Here is a 17,327-nt window from a genome sequence, read left to right on the forward strand (position 1 = left end):
CGTAGTGGCCGAAGGCGTACTATTGGCCGCGAGTCTAGAGCCGGCGGGACGGTTGTCCTATGCCGAAACTGTTCAACGGCACTGGTGTTTTTTGCCATTCGGGTGATGGGGAGAGAAGCGTTCACATGCGGGAAAAGGACTCGGTTTCCGCCTACTTCGTGCAGGCAATGATCCATGGGCTGGGCAACAATCCGCAACGTCAGAGGGCTGCGCTTGAACAGGCCGGCATCGATCCGGCGTTGATGGAGCAGCCCACCGCGCGTGTACCGGCGAGTGCGTTTGCGGCGTTGTGGCTGATCCAGATCCGCGAGCTCAACGATGAGTTCTTCGGGCTCGACTCCCATGGCATGCCGCCGGGCGGTTTCGCCCTGATCTGCCGGGCATTGATTCAGGAACCTGACCTGCACAAAGCCATGCGCCAGTGCCTGGCCAATTTCGCGCTATTCCTCCACGACTTTCGCGGCACGCTGACGGTACGCGGAAAACGTGCGGTGATCAGCCTGCAGAACCACTCGCCAAACAGCGACGTCAGTCGTTTGGGCGAGGAGACGTTCCTGGTGTTGATGATCAGTCTGCTCTGCTGGCTGGGTGGGCGGCGCATCCCCATCGACCGCGCAGATTTTCGCCATGAACGTGTGTCGCTCAGCGATGACCGTTTGCTCTGGGGACCGAACCTGACCTTTGGCGCGGAGCGCACCGAAATCGAATTCGCCAGCCACTATCTGCGTCTGCCGGTGGTTCAGGATCTGGCCTCACTGAAAGTGTTTTTGCGCACCGCGCCGCAATGGCTGGTGATCCGTTTTCGCAATCAACACGGCCTGGCGTCGCAGGTCCACCAGCGCCTGCGTAACAGCCATTACAGCCAATGGCCGACCTTGCAGGCCTTTGCCCTGGAACAGCACCTGAGCCCCAGCACCTTCCGCCGAAAGCTGGAGCGTGAAGGGTGTTCGTATCAGGAGATCAAGGACGAGGTGCGGCGTGGCGTTGCCTTCGAACAGCTGCGCAAGAGCCGAGCGAGCATCAGTGACATTGCCGAGCAGCTGGGCTTTCAGGAGCCGAGTGCGTTCCATCGGGCGTTCAAGAAGTGGACGGGAGAAAGTCCGGGACGGTATCGGGCCCGGTATCAGGGGGAGCTCACGGAGTGACCCCTGTTCTTGATCGTTTCACCTCGTTACTCGACCAGGCGAGACGCGCCTTGCTGCTGGTCTGGGCAACGTCTCGCGGACTGTTTCTGGGATTGGTGCTGGCGACGCTGATCGCCGGGGTGCTTCCAGCGCTGGCGGCCTGGTTAGGCCAACGTATCGTCGATGCGGTCGTCACCGCCATGCAGTTGCACGCACAACAGGGCAGTGCGCCGTTGTGGCCGGTTGTGCGTTACGTGCTGTTTGAAGCGGGCGTACTCGCGTTGCTGTCCGGGACTCAGCGGGCGCTGTCGGTCCAGCAATCGCTGTTGCGGGTGCAGTTGGGGCAGAAGGTCAACACGATGATTCTGGAGAAGGCCCAGACGTTATCGCTGGTGCAGTTCGAGAATTCCGAGTTCTACGACAAGCTGGTTCGGGTGCGCCGCGAGGCTTCGACCCGGCCGCTGGCGCTGGTGATGAAGTCGTTGGGGCTGATCCAGAACCTGATTGTGTTGATCAGCTTCGGCGTGTTGCTGGTGCATTTTTCGCCTTGGGCACTGGTGCTGCTGGTGGTCGGTGCACTACCGGTATTCTTTGCCGAAGCGCATTTTTCCGGTGATGCTTTCAGACTGTTCACTCGCCGCGCGCCGGAGAGTCGACAACAGAATTACATCGAAACGCTGCTCTCCCACGAGGGCTACATCAAAGAGGTCAAATTGTTCGGTTTCGCGCCGCTGCTATTGAAGCGTTATCGCGAGACGTTCGCTCGGCTCTATGCCGAAGACCGGCGCCTGACACTACGTCGGGATGGCTGGGGATTTGTCCTCGGTCTACTGGGCACCGGCGCGTTTTATCTGGCGTATGCCTGGGTCGTGGTCGATACCGTCCATGGCAATATCAGCCTCGGGCAGATGACCATGTACCTGGTGTTGTTCAAGCAGGGGCAGACGGCGGTGAGCAGCAGCCTGAGTGCCATCAGCGGTCTCTACGAAGATGGCCTTTACCTCTCCAGCCTTTATGAATACCTTGCCGAGCCTGTTGTGGCGGATACCGGCAGCCTCACCGTGGGTGCGGTCCCCGGCGATGGCCTGCGTTTCGAGAACGTCGGTTTCCGTTATCCAGGTGCCAGTCGCGCCGCGCTGGAAGGCATCGATCTTCACCTTGTCCCCGGGCACAGTGTGGCGCTGGTGGGGGAGAACGGTTCGGGCAAGACCACGCTGATCAAATTACTGACGCGGCTGTACCGTCCTGATCAGGGGCGTATCCTGCTGGACGGCAGCGATCTGCAAGCGTGGGAAGAAGACGCGCTGCGGCGGCGCATCGGGGTGATTTTTCAGGATTACATCCGCTACCAATTCTCCGTCGGCGAGAACATCGGCGTCGGTGACACACTGGCGTTCAACGATGAACAGCGCTGGCAGGCCGCTGCCGCCGAGGGGATGGCCGCACCCTTTATCGAAGGGCTGGATCGAGGGTATGCCACGCAATTGGGACGGTGGTTCGCCGGGGGGCAGGAGCTGTCCGGCGGGCAATGGCAGAAGATCGCGTTGTCACGCGCCTACATGCGGCGCAACGCCGATATCCTGATTCTGGATGAGCCGACTTCTGCACTCGACCCGGCGGCGGAAGCGGCGGTGTTTGAGCATTTCAGTGAGCACACCGAAGGCCGGATGACGTTGCTGATCTCTCACCGGTTTTCCAGTGTGCGCAATGCCGACCACATCATCGTGCTGGACCAGGGCGCGATCCTTGAGCGGGGCGATCACGACAGTCTGGTGGCCGCGGGCGGGCGCTATGCGCAGTTGTTTGATTTGCAGGCCCGCGGTTACCGATAGCGCTCAAGACTCCCGAGAAACCCGCATCACTGTCGGGCCGGCCATCTGGGGTGGTTTTGTTTTCATCAAGCCGTCGAGTGCCTGGCGATACTGGCTACCACCCAGGCTCATGCTGTTGTTGTGCGTACCGCCGGGTACCAACAGCAGACGCTTGGGTTCGCTGGCGGCATTGAACAACTGCTGGCTGAACCGCGATGGCATGAACGGGTCGGCCAAGCCATGAACCACCAGCAACGGCATGTTGATGTCGACGATCTTGTCGATGGAATCGAATTTCTGCGACAGCAGCCAGCGCACCGGCAACCATTTCACTGGCAGGTTGCTGTCGGCCACTTGCGCCACGGCATCGCCCAGCGAGGTGAAGGTGGACTCGATCACCAGACCGCGCACCGGCACCACGCCATGGTCCTTTTTCGCCTGTGCGGCCAAGTCTGCCGCCAGGTCGATAGCCACCGCGCCACCGAGGGAGTGGCCGTAGATCAGGCGCTTGTTGGCGTCCGGTTGCATCTGGATGAAGCGCTCCCAGGCGGCTCGCGCGTCCTCGTAAACACTGGCTTCCGATGGCAGATCACCCTTACTCTGGCCAAACCCGCGGTAGTCGATGGCCAGTACCGAATAGCCCATGGCGCGCAATTGCTCGATGCGGAACGCCTGGCCCGTCAGGTTCCAGCGCACGCCATGCAGATAGAGGATCGACGGCGCATCGCGACGCGCGGCCGGCCACCACCAGGCATGCAGGCTTTGCCCGGCCTTGAAGCTGGCGGGCTTGATGTCGAATTCCTGAACGTCCTGCGGCAGACCGCGATACCAGCCAGCGTTGCCCGGCTCAATACGAAACAGCAGCTCGCGCTCTGTGTACTTGAGTACGCCGCAGCTCACCGGCACGCCGACGAGTAGCACGGCCATGCACAGCAGCGGCAGCCAGCGTCGGCTTAAGCGGCTCATCACATTCGAAAACATGCAGGGGTCCGGAGGATGAAAAGGAAAGCTCGGGTTTTAACAGAAGCGTGGGGAACGGTGGGGATAAATTCGACAGTCGTATGAATGGCCCGGCGCAGTGCCGGGCGATGACTTACTGGCAACTGCCACCTTTATGGTGCGAGCCGGTGCCGCCGACGGGGTGCGTGCCTTTAGGGCATGCCTGGGCCATCAGTGGGCTGGTGCAAAGAATAACGAGCAGGGTAAGCAGAGATAGTTTTTTCATGGATCCTCCGTGATAGCCACGACGCGTGGTGTCGCAATGATATCACTTCGTCCCGGTTTCGGCGGTGCTGCTTCGGGCCTCATCGTCGGAACGCCGCCCGGAGCAAGCTCGCTCCCACAGGGGAACGCATTTCAATGTGGGAGCGAGCTTGCTCGCGATGGCGTCGTTCCTGCCCACACATCTTTAAAGCCGTGCGCAAAGCCATTCGTCTTTGCTTCATACACCACGCAACAAAAAAGATTGAGTAATCACACAAAATGTTATTTAAATAACAAAATAAAAACGCCTCAAGGTGAAATAGCAATGAGCAAGATCGCAATCATCGGCAGCAACATGGTGGATCTGATCACCTACATCGACCGCATGCCGGCCCAGGGCGAGACGCTCGAAGCGCCGGGGTTTGCCCTCGGTTGTGGCGGCAAGGGCGCCAATCAGGCGGTTGCCGCCGCCAAGCTTGGGGCGGATGTGTTGATGCTCACCAAGGTCGGCGATGACCTGTTTGCCGACAACACCCTGGCCAACTTCCAGCACTTTGGCATCGACACCCGTTACGTGCAGCGTGTCCCCGGCGAGTCCAGCGGGGTGGCGCCGATCTTCGTTCAGGCCGACTCCCACAACAGCATCCTCATCGTCAAAGGCGCCAACGCACATCTCCTACCGGCGGATATCGACGCGGCCGCGCAGGCGTTGCGCGAGTGCTCGTTGATCGTTCTGCAGCTCGAAATCAACGTCGACACCGTTTACTACGCCATCGAGTTCGGCCGCGCACACAACATTCCGGTGTTGCTCAATCCGGCGCCGGCCTTGTCGGGCTTGAGCCGTGAACACCTGGCGCAACTGGATTTCCTGGTGCCCAACGAGTCCGAGCTGGCGTTGATCACCGGCCAGACCGTGGACTCACCGGAGATGGCCCATAAAGCCGCCCAGACATTGGTCGCCAGCGGCATCCGCCACGTCATCGTGACCCTCGGCCAGCAAGGCGCGCTGTATGTCGGCGAGGAGGGCGAGTTTCAGATTCCCGGTTTGTGTGTTGCCGCGCGCGACACCACCGGGGCAGGAGACGCCTTCATCGGTTGCTTCATTCATCACTGGAGTCGCGACCGCGATATCCGCGCCGCCATGACCCAGGCCGTGGCGTATTCCGCCTGCTCAGTCACGGGCCTTGGCACCCAGACGTCCTACCCGGACGCCACTGCATTCGCTGAATTCCAGCGCCAACTCGACGCCTGACGTCGAGCTGATTCACCACTCAACACTCACCACGGAGAACAACAATGACAAAGCCTCCGCTCCAACAGACGCCCGATGGTTTCTACCTGAACCGCACGCCCTGGTTCGCCTTCATTTTGCTGTGCAGCATCTTCGCGCTGTGGGCGGCGGCCGCGAGCATGAACGACGTGCTCATCGCGCATTTCAAGAAGGCCTTTCTGCTCAGCGATTTCCAGACCGCGTTTGTGCAGTCGGCGTTTTATCTGGGCTATTTCTTCGTGGCGATTCCGGCCGCGCTGGTGGTCCGCCGTTTCAGTTACAAGACCACCATCCTGATCGGCCTGATGCTGTACATGTTCGGTTGCCTGTTGTTCTTCCCGGCGGCATCGACCGCCAAGTACGGCATGTTCCTGCTGGCGCTGTTCGTGATCGCGGCGGGGCTGTCGTTCCTCGAGACCGCCTGCAACACCTATTCGACGTTGATGGGCCCGCGTGAAACCGGCACCCGTCGACTGAATATTTCCCAGACTTTCCACCCCTTCGGTGCGATGGCTGGGGTGTATGTCGGCAGCTTCGTGATGTTCAAGGACACCGACGCCACCCACGAGCAACTGACGCAAATGAGCGCCTCGGACGCGGCGATCCAGCAACTGCAAATGATCCAGTCCACGTTGCTGCCGTACAAATGGATGATCGCGGTGCTGGTGCTGATGTTCATCCTGATCGCCATCACCCGGTTTCCCGCGTGCAAAGGCAACCAGCCGAGCAGCAAGAAAACCGCCAGCCTCGGCCAGAGCCTGTCGCGGCTGTGGCGTAACAAGCGGTTTACCTTTGGTGTGTTAGCGCAGTTTCTGTACGTGGGGGCCCAGGTCGGTGTCTGGAGTTTCACCATCCGCTTGGCGATGCAGTTGGGCGGCATGAACGAGCGCAGTGCCTCGTGGTTTCTGCTGACAACGTTTGCCGCGTACTTTGTCGGCAAGCTGATCGCCAACGTGCTGATGCGCAAACTGCACCCGGCCAAGGTGCTGGCGGTGTACGGCATGCTGTGCATCGCGTTGCTGGCCTACACCATTCTGGTGCCGAACATCACGGCGGTATACGCAGCCGTTGGCGTGAGCGTGTTCCTCGGTCCGTGCTGGCCGACTATCTACGGCCTGACGATTGACGGCTTGGGTGAAGACACCGGTGTCGGCGGTTCGCTGCTGGTAATGAGCATCGTCGGTGGCGGGGTGATTCCGATCTTCCAGGGCCTGCTGTCTGACTACAGCGGCGGCAACATGCAATTGGCCTATAGCGTGCCGCTGCTGTGCTTCATCGTGATCGTGATGTACGCGGTGCGTTGCCTGCGTCATTCCGACAGCGAACGGGCACCGGTGGGTGCGGTGGTCGCGTCATGAATACGCGGATCAATCTTCATCCGTCGCAGTTCGGCGAGGGGCGCAAAACCTTGCTGGAATCCGAGGCCTTCACCGTCAGCGCCTGGGTCTATCCCAATGGCGTGCTGGCCGTGGAATTGGCCAACGGTCGCGGCAGTCTGGTGGTACTCCCTTATCAAGGCCAGATGATCTGGTCCGCCGTGTTCGACGGTTGCGACCTGACCATGCGCAACCTGTTCAGCCAACCCAAACCCAGCCCGACGGTGATCGGCACCTATGGCTGTTTCATGTTTCACAGTGGCCTGCTGCGCAACGGTTGCCCGAGTCCCGAGGACGATCATCCGCTACACGGCGAGATGCCCTGCGCGGCCATGGATCGCGCCTGGCTGGAGGTCGGTGAAGACAGCGTGGGTCAATACCTGCGATTGGGTGGCGAGTGCGAATACGTGCAGGGTTTTGGTGACCGTTATCGGGCCAGCCCGAGCGTGACTTTACGGGCTGACTCAGGGCTGTTCGACATTGCGATGCAGGTGACCAATCTCGCGGGCAAACCGATGGACCTGATGTACATGGCGCACATGAATTACGCCTATGTCGAGGGCGCTCGTTTCATCGAACCTTTGGGTTTCGAGCGGGTGCGCTTGCGCAGCAGCGTGCCGGCCCACGTGAAACCGGCGCCGGTCTGGACGGAATACATGCAGGTGCTAACGAAAGACCCGGAGCAGTTCACATGCCTGGATCGACCCGCGCTTTACGATCCCGAGATCGTGTTTTTCTTCGACGGTGTGCGGGCGGATGACAGCGGTCATGCGCATTTTCTGCTGAGCCATCCGGACGGTGCGGCGTTCTACACCCGCTACCGTCCCGACCAGTTCGAGCATGCAGCACGCTGGATTTTGCACAATGCCGATCAACACGTGGCGGCGTTCGTGTTGCCGTCCACTTGCGAGCCGGAAGGCTATCGCGCCGAGTTAGCCAAGGGCCACGTGCGTTCGCTGGCGGCAGGGGCGACGGCTGATTTCAGCGTCACCACCGGTTACCTGAATGCAGTGGAACAACAGGCCCTGATCAGATGATCAACTGCGCGCCGCTGGCGGTAATGGCGTCGCGGTAGGCCTTGGGGATTTTCTTGTCGCTGACCACGAACTGAAAGTCTTCAAGGTTGGCGAAATGCGCAGTGCGCACCGTGTCGAACTTGCTGTGGTCGGCCAGCAGCAGCCGTTGTTGCGCCTGACGCAAGACTTTCTGCTTGACCTCTACTTCATTGAAGTTGAAGCAGGTCACGCCGAAGTCCTGACTGATGCCGGCAGCGGAAACGAAAGCCCAGGTCAGGCGTACGCTGTCGAGGATGCCGGTTTCGGTCTGATTCTCGAACACCTGGTTCTTGCGGTGGAACGTGCCGCCGCACATCACGATGTGGCAGTTGGGCTTTTGCGAGAGTTTGAGCAGCACGTTCAGGGAGTTGCACACGGCCGTGAACTCGAGTTCGTCGGGGATGAAGTCGACCACGAAAGGCGTGGTGGTGCCGCAGTCGAAGAACACCGTGTCGCCCGGCTGGATAAACCCGGCGGCGAGTTTGCCGATGCGACGCTTTTCTTCGACGTGGCGGGTGTCCTGTTCGGCCACGCGGTAATCGCCGGGCTCGCTGCCGTCGTGAATTTTCGTGATGTAGCCACCGAGCAGCCGCAGGTGGTCGGTGTACTTGCTCAGGTCGCGGCGCAGGGTCATCTCGGACACGTCCAGCAACGCCGCCATCTCGCGCAGATGAATGGCGCTCTGGTCTTGCAGAGCTTGTTGAATCAGCTTGAGACGCTCGGCTTTTTTACTGTCCACAGGCATTCCGGGGTTGATTGTTGGTGTTGTTTAAGTAACATTATTTGTTAGTTTTGTAACGTTTTTGCGCGAATCACCCTCGATTGTGGCGCAGGGGCATTTGAATATACAAACAGGAGTTTTTGCGATGGCACACCTCGAACCCCAAGCGTTGGCGCAGTACATCGATCATACCTTGCTGGCGCCTGATGCTTCCCGCGAGCAAATCGCAACGTTGTGCCGCGAAGCAGTAGAACACGGCTTCTATTCGGTGTGCGTGAACTCGGGGCAGGTCCCTCATGCGGCTCAATGCCTTACAGGGCAAAGCGTCAACATCTGCGCAGTGGTCGGCTTCCCGCTGGGCGCCGGTCTGAGCGAGACCAAAGCCTTCGAAGCTGAGCGGGCGATTGCCGCCGGTGCCGGGGAGGTCGACATGGTGTTGAACATCGGCGGGTTGAAAGACGGTTTGTTCGATCAGGTGCGGGACGACATCGCCCAGGTCAAACAGGCCTGCGGCAGTGTGCCGCTGAAAGTCATTCTGGAAAACTGCCTGCTCACCGACGCCGAAAAAGTGAAGGCCTGCGAGATTTGCCGTGAGCTGAACGTCGCTTTCGTCAAAACATCGACTGGCTTCAGCCGCAGCGGCGCCACCGTGGAAGATGTCGCCCTGATGCGCCGCACCGTCGGCGCGGTCATCGGGGTCAAGGCTTCCGGTGGCGTACGCGATTACCCGACCGCGCTGGCGATGATCGAGGCCGGCGCCACCCGACTGGGCACCAGCTCGGGCATCGCGATTATCAGCGGCGCCCAGGCGGTGGGCGAGGGGTATTGATCAGTTAGACCTGCGGCATACCGCTCGTGTACGAGTGGTTATTGATGAAATTGTCGCGGTGTTTTCTGGCACTCGGGACTAAAGCTAAAGATCGCAGCCTCGTTTCACTCGACAGCTCCTACAGGGATTTACGTACACCTGTAGGAGCTGTCGAGTGAAACGAGGCTGCTATCTCTTGATCTTTATGGCATTTCCGGCAGCTCTTGGGGCCGCAGGTCAAACACCAGCACTTCGGCATCCACGCCGTTGCTCAGGGCCAGTACCTGTTCATCGCGAACCCTCACACCATCACCTTCCTGCAAAGGCACGCCGTTGAGTTCAACACTGCCGCGGGCCACATGCACATAGGCATAGCGATTGGCGGCCAATTCCAGCGTTGCGCTTTCCTTGCCGTCGATCAACGCGGCATACACCCGTGCATCCTGACGCACCTTCAGCGAACCCTTCGCCCCGTCGGGGGAGATGATCAGTTGCAGACGGCCGCGTTTCTTCTGCGTGCTGAAGTGCTCTTGCTGATAACGCGGTTTGGCGCCGCTGACTTGCGGCACGATCCAGATTTGCAGGAAGTGCACCGGCCGGGTGGTCGAGTGGTTGTATTCGCTGTGCGCCACGCCGCTGCCGGCGCTCATCAACTGCACGTCACCGGGGCGGATCACCGAGCCGGTGCCCAGAGTGTCTTTGTGTTCCAGCGCACCTTCAAGCACGTAGGAGAAAATCTCCATGTCGCGGTGCGGGTGCTGGCCGAACCCTTTACCGGCGGCAACCCGGTCATCGTTGATCACCAGCAGGTCGGAAAAACCCTGCTCTTTCGGGTTGCGATAGTTGGCGAAGGAAAAGGTATGGAACGACTTCAACCAACCGTGATTGGCCGCGCCGCGATCCGAAGCTTTGCGAAGGGTCAGCATGATGAAACCTCCTGTGGGGACGTTGATTCGTCCGAGTGAGGAGAAGGTTAATGGTTACTGGCTGATGCAATAAGTGGATGGAAACTGAAATACTGTCCCTTTGAGGTTGACAGTAATCGACGCGCAATCAGGTATTCTCCTCAGGCGCTGGCGCCACACTTGGCCATAATGCACAGCATCCTTCTGATACCGACACCAAACCCTGTGGGAGCGGTGTTTGGCAGATGGATTTTCTTTTGACTTCAGTGATTTTGAACCCATGAAAACCGTGGCTATGGTGTTGTTTCCGGACTTTCTGCTGCTCGATATGGCCGGTCCCATGGAAGTGTTTTCCATCGCCAATCGCTATCTGGCAGCGGATGAGCATTATGTGTTGTCGACCATTGGCACCGAGCATGGCGCACTGCGTGCGTCCAACGGCGTCAGCGTCCAGGCCGATTTGCACATCGATCAGGCGACGCAACGTTTTGACCTGTTGCTGGTGCCGGGTGGGCCGGGGGCCTACAACGAAAAACATCCACCCCTGCTTGGCTGGCTCAAAGGTGCGGTCAATCAGGCCGAGCGTTATGGCTCGATCTGCACCGGTGCGTTTGTGCTGGGACATGCCGGTTTACTGGATGGTTATCGCGTCACCACCCACTGGCACTACACCGAACGCCTGATCAAGGGCTTTCCCAAGGCCACCGTCGAGACCGATCAGATTTACGTGCAGGACCGCAACCTCATCACCTCCGGCGGCGTCACTGCCGGCATCGACCTGGCACTGTCGGTTGTCGCCGAAGACCATGGCAAGAAAGTCGCCCAGGACGTTGCCAAGGTATTGCTGGTGGTCATGAAGCGACAGGGTGGGCAGGCGCAGTTCAGCCCGTTGATGGCCGCCGTCGCACCGCAGGAAACGCCGATCACTCGCGTGCAGAACTATGTACTCGAACATCTCGATGAAGCCTTCAGCATCGAACGCATGGCCAGCCTCGCGAACATGAGTGCGCGGCACTTCGCCCGGATGTTTGCCCGGGAAGTAAACATGACACCTATGGAGTTTCTGCAAAGCGCGCGAATTGATTGCGCCAGGAATTTGCTGGAAACCAGCGACTTGCCGCTCAAGACCGTGGCTTTCAAAAGTGGCTTCGGCAGCGTGCGGCACATGCGCTTTCTGTTCAGTGAAAAGCTCGGTTTGACCCCGACCCAATACCGCGAACAGTTCAGCTAGAGCCTTCTTGTCCGTTTTGCGCACCGTGATGGCTGTGACGCTCCCACCGTGGCAGTTGTACCGTCACTGATGCCTGCCAAGATAGCCTGAACGCTTTGCAATGGAGGTGCGGGAGCCTGGAAGGCGGGTGCAAGGGATGTTGTTGCACTGTGAGCCGGGCCAGGTTTCAGCACGTGAATGTGCATGAACAGCCTCAGAAATTTAAACAGCGATGCGGTGCTGCGATTCGGCCCCTATGCATTCCACCTGCGGCAACGGCTGATCCTTGACGGTGATCGACCGCTGCGCATGGGCGGTCGGGCACTGGATATCCTCCAGGTGCTGGTCGAGCGCGCCGGCAACGTGGTCAGCAAGGACGAACTGATTGCCCGCGTCTGGCCGACGTCCGTGGTCGAGGAAATCAACCTGCGCGTGCACATTGCGGCCCTGCGTCGGGCGCTTGGCGACGGGCAGAATGGCCAGCGCTACATCGTCAACATTCCCCAACGCGGTTACAGCTTTATCGCCCCGGTGCAGCCTGCGTCCGCGGGCACGCAGGTCTTGATCGAGACCGTTCAAAAAAATCAGCACAACCTGCCCGCACGACTCACGCCGGTGACCGGCCGAGATTCGATGGTCGGCAGTCTCGTCCGGCAGTTGCCGGTTCGGCGTTTCATGACGCTGGTTGGCCCCGGCGGCGTCGGCAAGACCACGGTGGCGTTGCGTGTCGCCGAACTGCTGTTGCAGCACTATGAAGATGGCGTGTGGCTGGTTGATTTCGCGGCGATCGATGACCCTACGCGAGTGGTCGATCATCTGTCCCAGACCCTTGAACGGGAGATCGGCACGACGCTGGACGGGCTGGCAAACCGGCACACGTTGCTGGTGCTCGACAACTGCGATCACCTGCTGGAACACTGCCAACGCCTGGTCGAGGCGTTGCTGATGTCGGCGCCTCGGTTGTCCATTCTGGTGACCAGCCGCGAGCCTTTGCAGGCAGCAGGGGAAGCGATCCAATGTGTGCCGTCTCTGGCGGTGCCGCCCGTGTCGGCGTTGCACAGCGTCGCCGAAGCCATGGGGTATTCGGCGGTGCAGTTGTTCGTCAGTCGTGCCCGAACCCGTCAACAAGGGTTTGCGTTGCGCGAACAAGACCTCCAGGCGGTCCGTGAAATCTGTCGGCGGCTCGATGGGTTGCCACTGGCCATTGAACTGGCAGCGGCGCAGATCCACGCGCTGGCGTTGGTCGGTTTGCAAGCTCAGCTGGATAACTGTCTTCAGCTGCTGACCCAAGGTCGGCGCACGGCGGTGCCCCGACATCAGACGCTCAAAGCTGCGCTGGACTGGAGCTATGAGCGGCTGAGCCTGCCGGAACAAACCGTGTTGCAGCGCCTGTCGGTGTTCAAACTGTCCTTCACCCTCGATGCCGCGATTGGCGTGTGCAGTTGCGTGGAGCTGAAGCCCGATCAACTGGCGGAACTGGTGAAGCGATTGGTCGCCAAATCGTTGCTCTCGATGGATCAGGTCAACGGCACAACCCGTTATCGCTTTCTCAACACCACGCGCACGTATGCCCTTGAGAAGCTCGAACACAGCGGCCATCTGCGGGTGTTTGAGCGGCGCTATTCGCACTACATCAGCAGAGCGCGCTGGGTCTCAGGCGTGCAGTTGCCCATGGAGCTCGTCGAGTAATCGACGGACTTTGCTCAGGTCCGGTGTAGAAAATCCCTCGGTGAACCGATGGTAGATCGGTGCCAGCAGCTCATGAGCTTGCTGATACAAGCCCTGACGCTGCCAAAGTTGCGCCAGCGAGGTGGCGCTGCGCAGTTCCCACGCCAGGGCGCCCTGATGTTTCGCCACGTTTAATGCCCTGATCAGCACGGCCTCGGCCGCTTCGGTTTTCAGTGGGCAATTCTCGGCCAGCAACGCATCAGCCCGGGCCCGCAGAACTTCCGCCGTACTCCAGCCGGCCGTACCGGTGTCGGCCCGTTGCAACAGGGCGTCATCGACGAAACCGCTATCCAGCGTGACCATGATGTCCTTGATCAGCCCCACGCCTGGCTGAAGAGGCAAGTGCGCCTCGGTGCGGTCGATCACCTGCGCATAGTGCCGGGCCCAGGTGTAGAACAGCAGCACCGAATGTTTCTGTGCTTGTTCCAGCAGCAGGCGCAAGAGTTCACGAGCGGTACGGGTATCGCCGTTGTAGTGAGCGATCAGGCAACCGGCCAGTGCCAGGGTGTAGCAGATGGACGTGCCGTGGTTGATCTGGATCGCAATGTCCAGCGCTTGCCGGGCGGTGCGCCAGGCTTGTTCCGGTTGCCCCTGCAACCAGAGGATGCGCGCCAGAATCGTCAGGGCGGCGACGCTCTGATCGTAGTGCACGCCAAAACCGTAAGTGAAACGGTTGAGGTGGCCGCTCTGGGCCATGCGCTGAAGGACCTGTTCGGCATTCATCCGCGCCTGCTGCTGGTCCCCGGCAAAGTGCAACGCCAGCACCCGCAAGCGATGCGTGCTAAGGGACACCACCGCATCGCCGTGCAGCCCCAACCGATCGAATTGCCGGCTCTGTTCCAGGGCCATTTGATAGTTGGCGCAACAGAGGTTGACCGCCATGTGCCCGGACACCGCCCGCAACTGACCGGCCAAATCGTTGCAATGTTTGGCCAGGGTTCTGGCGCTGACGAACGCCTCGATGGTTTCCGCCGTGCCGACCTGAGTGTGATAACAAGAACTGCCGAGGGCGAGATGCAGGGCTATTTTCAGCTGCGGGCAGGGATCGGATGTTGCATCGAGCAGTGACAGCGCCTTGCGCACGTACAGGCCGTGCTCCTTGAGCAGCGACAGTTCCTGCCACAGCGGCGTGGAAGCTGCCGTCAGGCGGATCGCCAATGCCTGCGGTCCTTGTGCGTTCAAGCCCCAGTCGAGGGCCGAACGAATGTCTTCCAGATTGCGGGCATAACGCTCGATCCACGTGCTTGTCGGGATCAGCTCCCACTCGTGCTGGGCCTGATTCATCAACGCCAGGCAGCGTTCGGCGTGACGTTTGCGGGTATCGGGCCGGTCGGCGGCCTGGTCGAGTTTTTCCAGGGCATAGCTGCGGGTGATGTCGAGCAATCGGTAGAACACCTCTTCGTCACCCACTTCCACGTTCAGCAGCGATTTGGCCACTAGTTGCGTAATCGAGCCAAACACAGCCTGCGGTTCGATGTGTTCGCCGACGATCACCGCCGCCGCCGATTCCAGGGTGAATCCGCCTCTGAACACACCCAGTCGGCGCAGACAGGTTTGTTCGCAGGCACTCAGTAGCTCGAAGCTCCAGTCCAGCGTGGCACGCAGGGTTTGGTGTCGGCCCAACGTGGTCTGGCAACCCCGGGTGAGCAGGCGAAAACTGCCTTGGAGTTGGGTCAATAATCCGTTTAATCCGAGGCCGCTGACTTGCGCGGCCGCCAGTTCGATCGCCAGTGGAATACCGTCCAGACGCCGACAGATTTCAATCGCCAGCGGCAGCTCGTCATCGGTCAGTTCGAAGCTGTCGTGGCCGGCCATCGCGCGTTCGACGAACAACTGCAGGGCGGAAAATGTAAGGGCCTGAGCGCGGTCTGGTACGGCGATGGGGGGAGGGCAGTCCAGCGACTCCAGGCGCTGAACACATTCACCTTCGGCCCGCAGGCTCTCACGGCTGGTGGCCAGGATGTGCACCTCTGGAGCGGCGCGCAGGATGCTTTCGCTCAACAATGCGATGGCGTCTACCAGGTGTTCGCAGTTGTCGATCACCAGCAGCATCTGCCGGTCGCGCAAGAACGCGGCGAGGCCGCTCATCGGCTCGGCGTCGTGCAAGGACAGTTCGAGCAATGTCGCCAGGTGAACCGTGATCATCGACGGATCGTTGATCGGCGCCAGGTCCAGCAGACGAATGCCATCCCGGTAGCGCCCGATCAGTTGTTCGGCGACACGCAGGGCCACGGTGGTCTTGCCGATCCCACCGGGGCCGACCAGGGTAATGAAACGCTGGCGTGACAGCTGGACCATCAGGTTATCGACGAGGGACTGGCGACCGATCATGCGGGTTCGACGAACGGGCAGGTTGTGACCGCTCGGCGCGGGCGCTTCGCTCCCTGGAGGGTGCTCGATGTGCTCCAGCGAATAGGGCGCCACAAAGCTGTACCCGCGCTGCGCCACGGTGACGATGTAACGCTGGCCGGCCTGGCCGTCACCGAGGGCCTTGCGCAATGCGGCCATGTGCACCCGCAGGTTGATGTCTTCCACCACGCTTTTGGGCCAGACCCCGGCGATCAGCGTTTGTTTGCTGACCACCTTCCCGGCGTGTGCCAAAAGGATCAACAGAATGTCCATGGCACGCCGACCCAGGCGCAGGGGCTGGTCGGCCTCCATGACCAGACGTTGTCCGGGATAGATCCGGTAGGGGCCGAAATGGATGGCTTGTTCGGGGGGAAGGGTCAACGTGTCACTCCTGCTTGCCGCCGTCTGGTACGCGGTTTCCGAGCATATTCGTCAGGTTTTTACGGCCGCGCAATGCGCTGGCCGGATGACGCTGCAATGTCCGCCTGGACCGCTGGTTTGCGGCCACTGTTCATGAGTTCCGTATTTATTGGGCGCAGCGGTCTTGAAGGTATCGCTGAGGCTTTTGGCGCACCAGGGAAAATTAACAACATTTAACTCGTCCTGCGTCTGGTCTACGCCCAAAACTCTCCTACAGGGATTAAACATGTCATGAGGACGCCGGAATGAGCAACGTGGTGGTGGTCTTTCACAGTTCTGGGCGAACGAGTGGCGCGGCTGGCTGAACGCATGAGCCACTCACCGGTTTGATTCACCCCAACACTCACTAAGGAGACAGCGCATGAGTACGTTCACGACCCGAGACGGCACCGAGATTTATTACAAGGACTGGGGCACCGGTCAGCCTATTGTCTTCAGCCACGGCTGGCCATTGAACGCCGACAGCTGGGAATCGCAGATGATCTTCCTGGCCTCCAAAGGCTACCGGGTGATCGCCCATGATCGCCGCGGTCATGGCCGCTCCAGCCAGCCATGGACCGGCAACGACATGGACACCTACGCCGATGACCTGGCGCAGTTGATCGAGTTGTTGGATCTGCAAAACGTCGTGCTGTTCGGCTTCTCCACCGGCGGCGGCGAAGTGGCGCGTTACATCGGTCGTCACGGCACCGGGCGCGTTTCCAAGGCCGGGCTGATTTCTTCGGTGCCGCCGCTGATGCTCAAGACTGAAGCCAACCCCGGGGGCCTGCCGATCGAAGTGTTTGACGGCATTCGCGAGGCATCCCTGGCCGACCGTTCGCAGCTTTACATCGACCTCGCAAGCGGTCCGTTCTTCGGCTTCAACAAACCGGACGCCAAGTCATCTCAGGGCATGATCGACTGGTTCTGGATGCAAGGCATGACCTCCGGCCACAAGAACGCATATGACTGCATCAAGGCGTTCTCCGAAACCGACTTCACCGAAGACCTGAAGAAGTTCGACATACCGACGCTGGTGGTGCATGGCGATGCCGACCAGGTGGTGCCGATCGAAGCGGCGGGCATTGCGTCTGCAAAACTGGTGAAAGGATCTACGTTGAAGATCTACCCTGGCGCTCCCCATGGCTTGACGGATACCCACAAGGATCAGCTCAACGCTGATCTGTTGGCGTTTTTGAAGGACTAAGCGTTAATCCCTGGCCCCCCGATCCTATGCCATGGAAGCTCTGTAGCAGCTGTCGAGCCCCGGCGAGGCTGCGTTCGGCTGCGAAGCAGTCGTGAGTTCAGCACCCCGGTGTTTCAGGTAGGGCGCGCTCTCGCATTTTGCGACTGCTTCGCAGCCGAACG

14 protein-coding genes are annotated in these 17,327 nt (G+C 60.2%); 9 read left to right on the forward strand and 5 right to left on the reverse strand.

Annotation, left to right across the window (positions count from 1 at the left end):
* The first annotated feature begins 125 nt into the window (after positions 1–125).
* The gene (locus tag ACSQ87_RS11230; RefSeq protein WP_223432717.1) at positions 126–1,145 is read left to right on the forward strand and encodes an AraC family transcriptional regulator; all 1,020 of its coding nucleotides are present in this window, start codon (positions 126–128) and stop codon (positions 1,143–1,145) included.
* Positions 1,142–2,956: an ABC transporter ATP-binding protein gene (locus tag ACSQ87_RS11235; RefSeq protein WP_223432716.1), complete on the forward strand. Its 1,815-nt coding sequence runs from the start codon at positions 1,142–1,144 to the stop codon at positions 2,954–2,956. The genes ACSQ87_RS11230 and ACSQ87_RS11235 overlap by 4 nt, the downstream gene beginning before the upstream one ends.
* 3 nt (positions 2,957–2,959) lie before the next feature.
* On the opposite strand, the gene ACSQ87_RS11240 is transcribed toward ACSQ87_RS11235, so the two are convergent.
* Complete coding sequence (locus ACSQ87_RS11240; protein ID WP_223432715.1) at positions 2,960–3,916, reverse strand: alpha/beta hydrolase; 957 nt, start codon at positions 3,914–3,916, stop codon at positions 2,960–2,962.
* A 112-nt stretch (positions 3,917–4,028) separates the two neighbouring features.
* A complete protein-coding gene (locus ACSQ87_RS11245; protein WP_263288711.1) occupies positions 4,029–4,160 on the reverse strand; it encodes a hypothetical protein in 132 nt (43 codons plus the stop codon).
* Between the two features lie 303 nt (positions 4,161–4,463).
* Here ACSQ87_RS11245 and rbsK point away from each other — a divergent pair, with 303 nt between their 5' ends.
* The 3 genes from rbsK to ACSQ87_RS11260 are packed head-to-tail and all read left to right on the forward strand — an operon-like array spanning position 4,464 to position 7,821.
* Positions 4,464–5,390 carry a ribokinase gene (gene rbsK / locus ACSQ87_RS11250; protein WP_223432714.1) on the forward strand — a complete coding sequence of 309 codons (927 nt, stop codon included), beginning with the start codon at positions 4,464–4,466 and terminating at the stop codon, positions 5,388–5,390.
* A 44-nt stretch (positions 5,391–5,434) separates the two neighbouring features.
* Complete coding sequence (fucP, locus tag ACSQ87_RS11255) at positions 5,435–6,766, forward strand: L-fucose:H+ symporter permease (RefSeq protein WP_223432713.1); 1,332 nt, start codon at positions 5,435–5,437, stop codon at positions 6,764–6,766.
* Positions 6,763–7,821, forward strand: a complete 1,059-nt coding sequence (locus ACSQ87_RS11260; RefSeq protein WP_223432712.1) for an aldose 1-epimerase family protein — start codon at positions 6,763–6,765, stop codon at positions 7,819–7,821. The genes fucP and ACSQ87_RS11260 overlap by 4 nt, the downstream gene beginning before the upstream one ends.
* Here the strand turns inward: ACSQ87_RS11260 and deoR are convergent.
* The gene (deoR, locus tag ACSQ87_RS11265) at positions 7,814–8,584 is read right to left on the reverse strand and encodes a DNA-binding transcriptional repressor DeoR (protein WP_223432711.1); all 771 of its coding nucleotides are present in this window, start codon (positions 8,582–8,584) and stop codon (positions 7,814–7,816) included. The two genes, ACSQ87_RS11260 and deoR, sit on opposite strands and share 8 nt — an antisense overlap.
* 121 nt (positions 8,585–8,705) lie before the next feature.
* On the opposite strand from deoR, the gene deoC reads away from it, so the two are divergent.
* Entirely contained in the window at positions 8,706–9,389 is a 684-nt protein-coding gene (deoC, locus tag ACSQ87_RS11270) for a deoxyribose-phosphate aldolase (RefSeq protein ID WP_223432710.1), read from the forward strand.
* A 182-nt stretch (positions 9,390–9,571) separates the two neighbouring features.
* Here the strand turns inward: deoC and ACSQ87_RS11275 are convergent, their stop codons facing one another.
* Complete coding sequence (locus ACSQ87_RS11275) at positions 9,572–10,294, reverse strand: pirin family protein (RefSeq protein WP_223432709.1); 723 nt, start codon at positions 10,292–10,294, stop codon at positions 9,572–9,574.
* A 259-nt stretch (positions 10,295–10,553) separates the two neighbouring features.
* On the opposite strand from ACSQ87_RS11275, the gene ACSQ87_RS11280 reads away from it, so the two are divergent.
* On the forward strand, positions 10,554–11,504 hold the full coding sequence (locus ACSQ87_RS11280; RefSeq protein ID WP_150655418.1) for a GlxA family transcriptional regulator: 951 nt from the start codon (positions 10,554–10,556) through the stop codon (positions 11,502–11,504).
* Between the two features lie 183 nt (positions 11,505–11,687).
* The gene (locus ACSQ87_RS11285; protein WP_223432708.1) at positions 11,688–13,172 is read left to right on the forward strand and encodes an ATP-binding protein; all 1,485 of its coding nucleotides are present in this window, start codon (positions 11,688–11,690) and stop codon (positions 13,170–13,172) included.
* Here the strand turns inward: ACSQ87_RS11285 and ACSQ87_RS11290 are convergent.
* Positions 13,137–15,941 carry an ATP-binding protein gene (locus tag ACSQ87_RS11290; RefSeq protein WP_436273600.1) on the reverse strand — a complete coding sequence of 935 codons (2,805 nt, stop codon included), beginning with the start codon at positions 15,939–15,941 and terminating at the stop codon, positions 13,137–13,139. The two genes, ACSQ87_RS11285 and ACSQ87_RS11290, sit on opposite strands and share 36 nt — an antisense overlap.
* Positions 15,942–16,341: 400 nt before the next feature.
* Between ACSQ87_RS11290 and ACSQ87_RS11295 the strand changes: the two genes are divergently transcribed.
* Positions 16,342–17,166, forward strand: a complete 825-nt coding sequence (locus ACSQ87_RS11295) for an alpha/beta fold hydrolase (protein ID WP_223432706.1) — start codon at positions 16,342–16,344, stop codon at positions 17,164–17,166.
* Positions 17,167–17,327: the final 161 nt, after the last annotated feature.

The organism is Pseudomonas sp. LjRoot277, from assembly GCF_964253845.1.
Taxonomy (GTDB): domain Bacteria; phylum Pseudomonadota; class Gammaproteobacteria; order Pseudomonadales; family Pseudomonadaceae; genus Aquipseudomonas.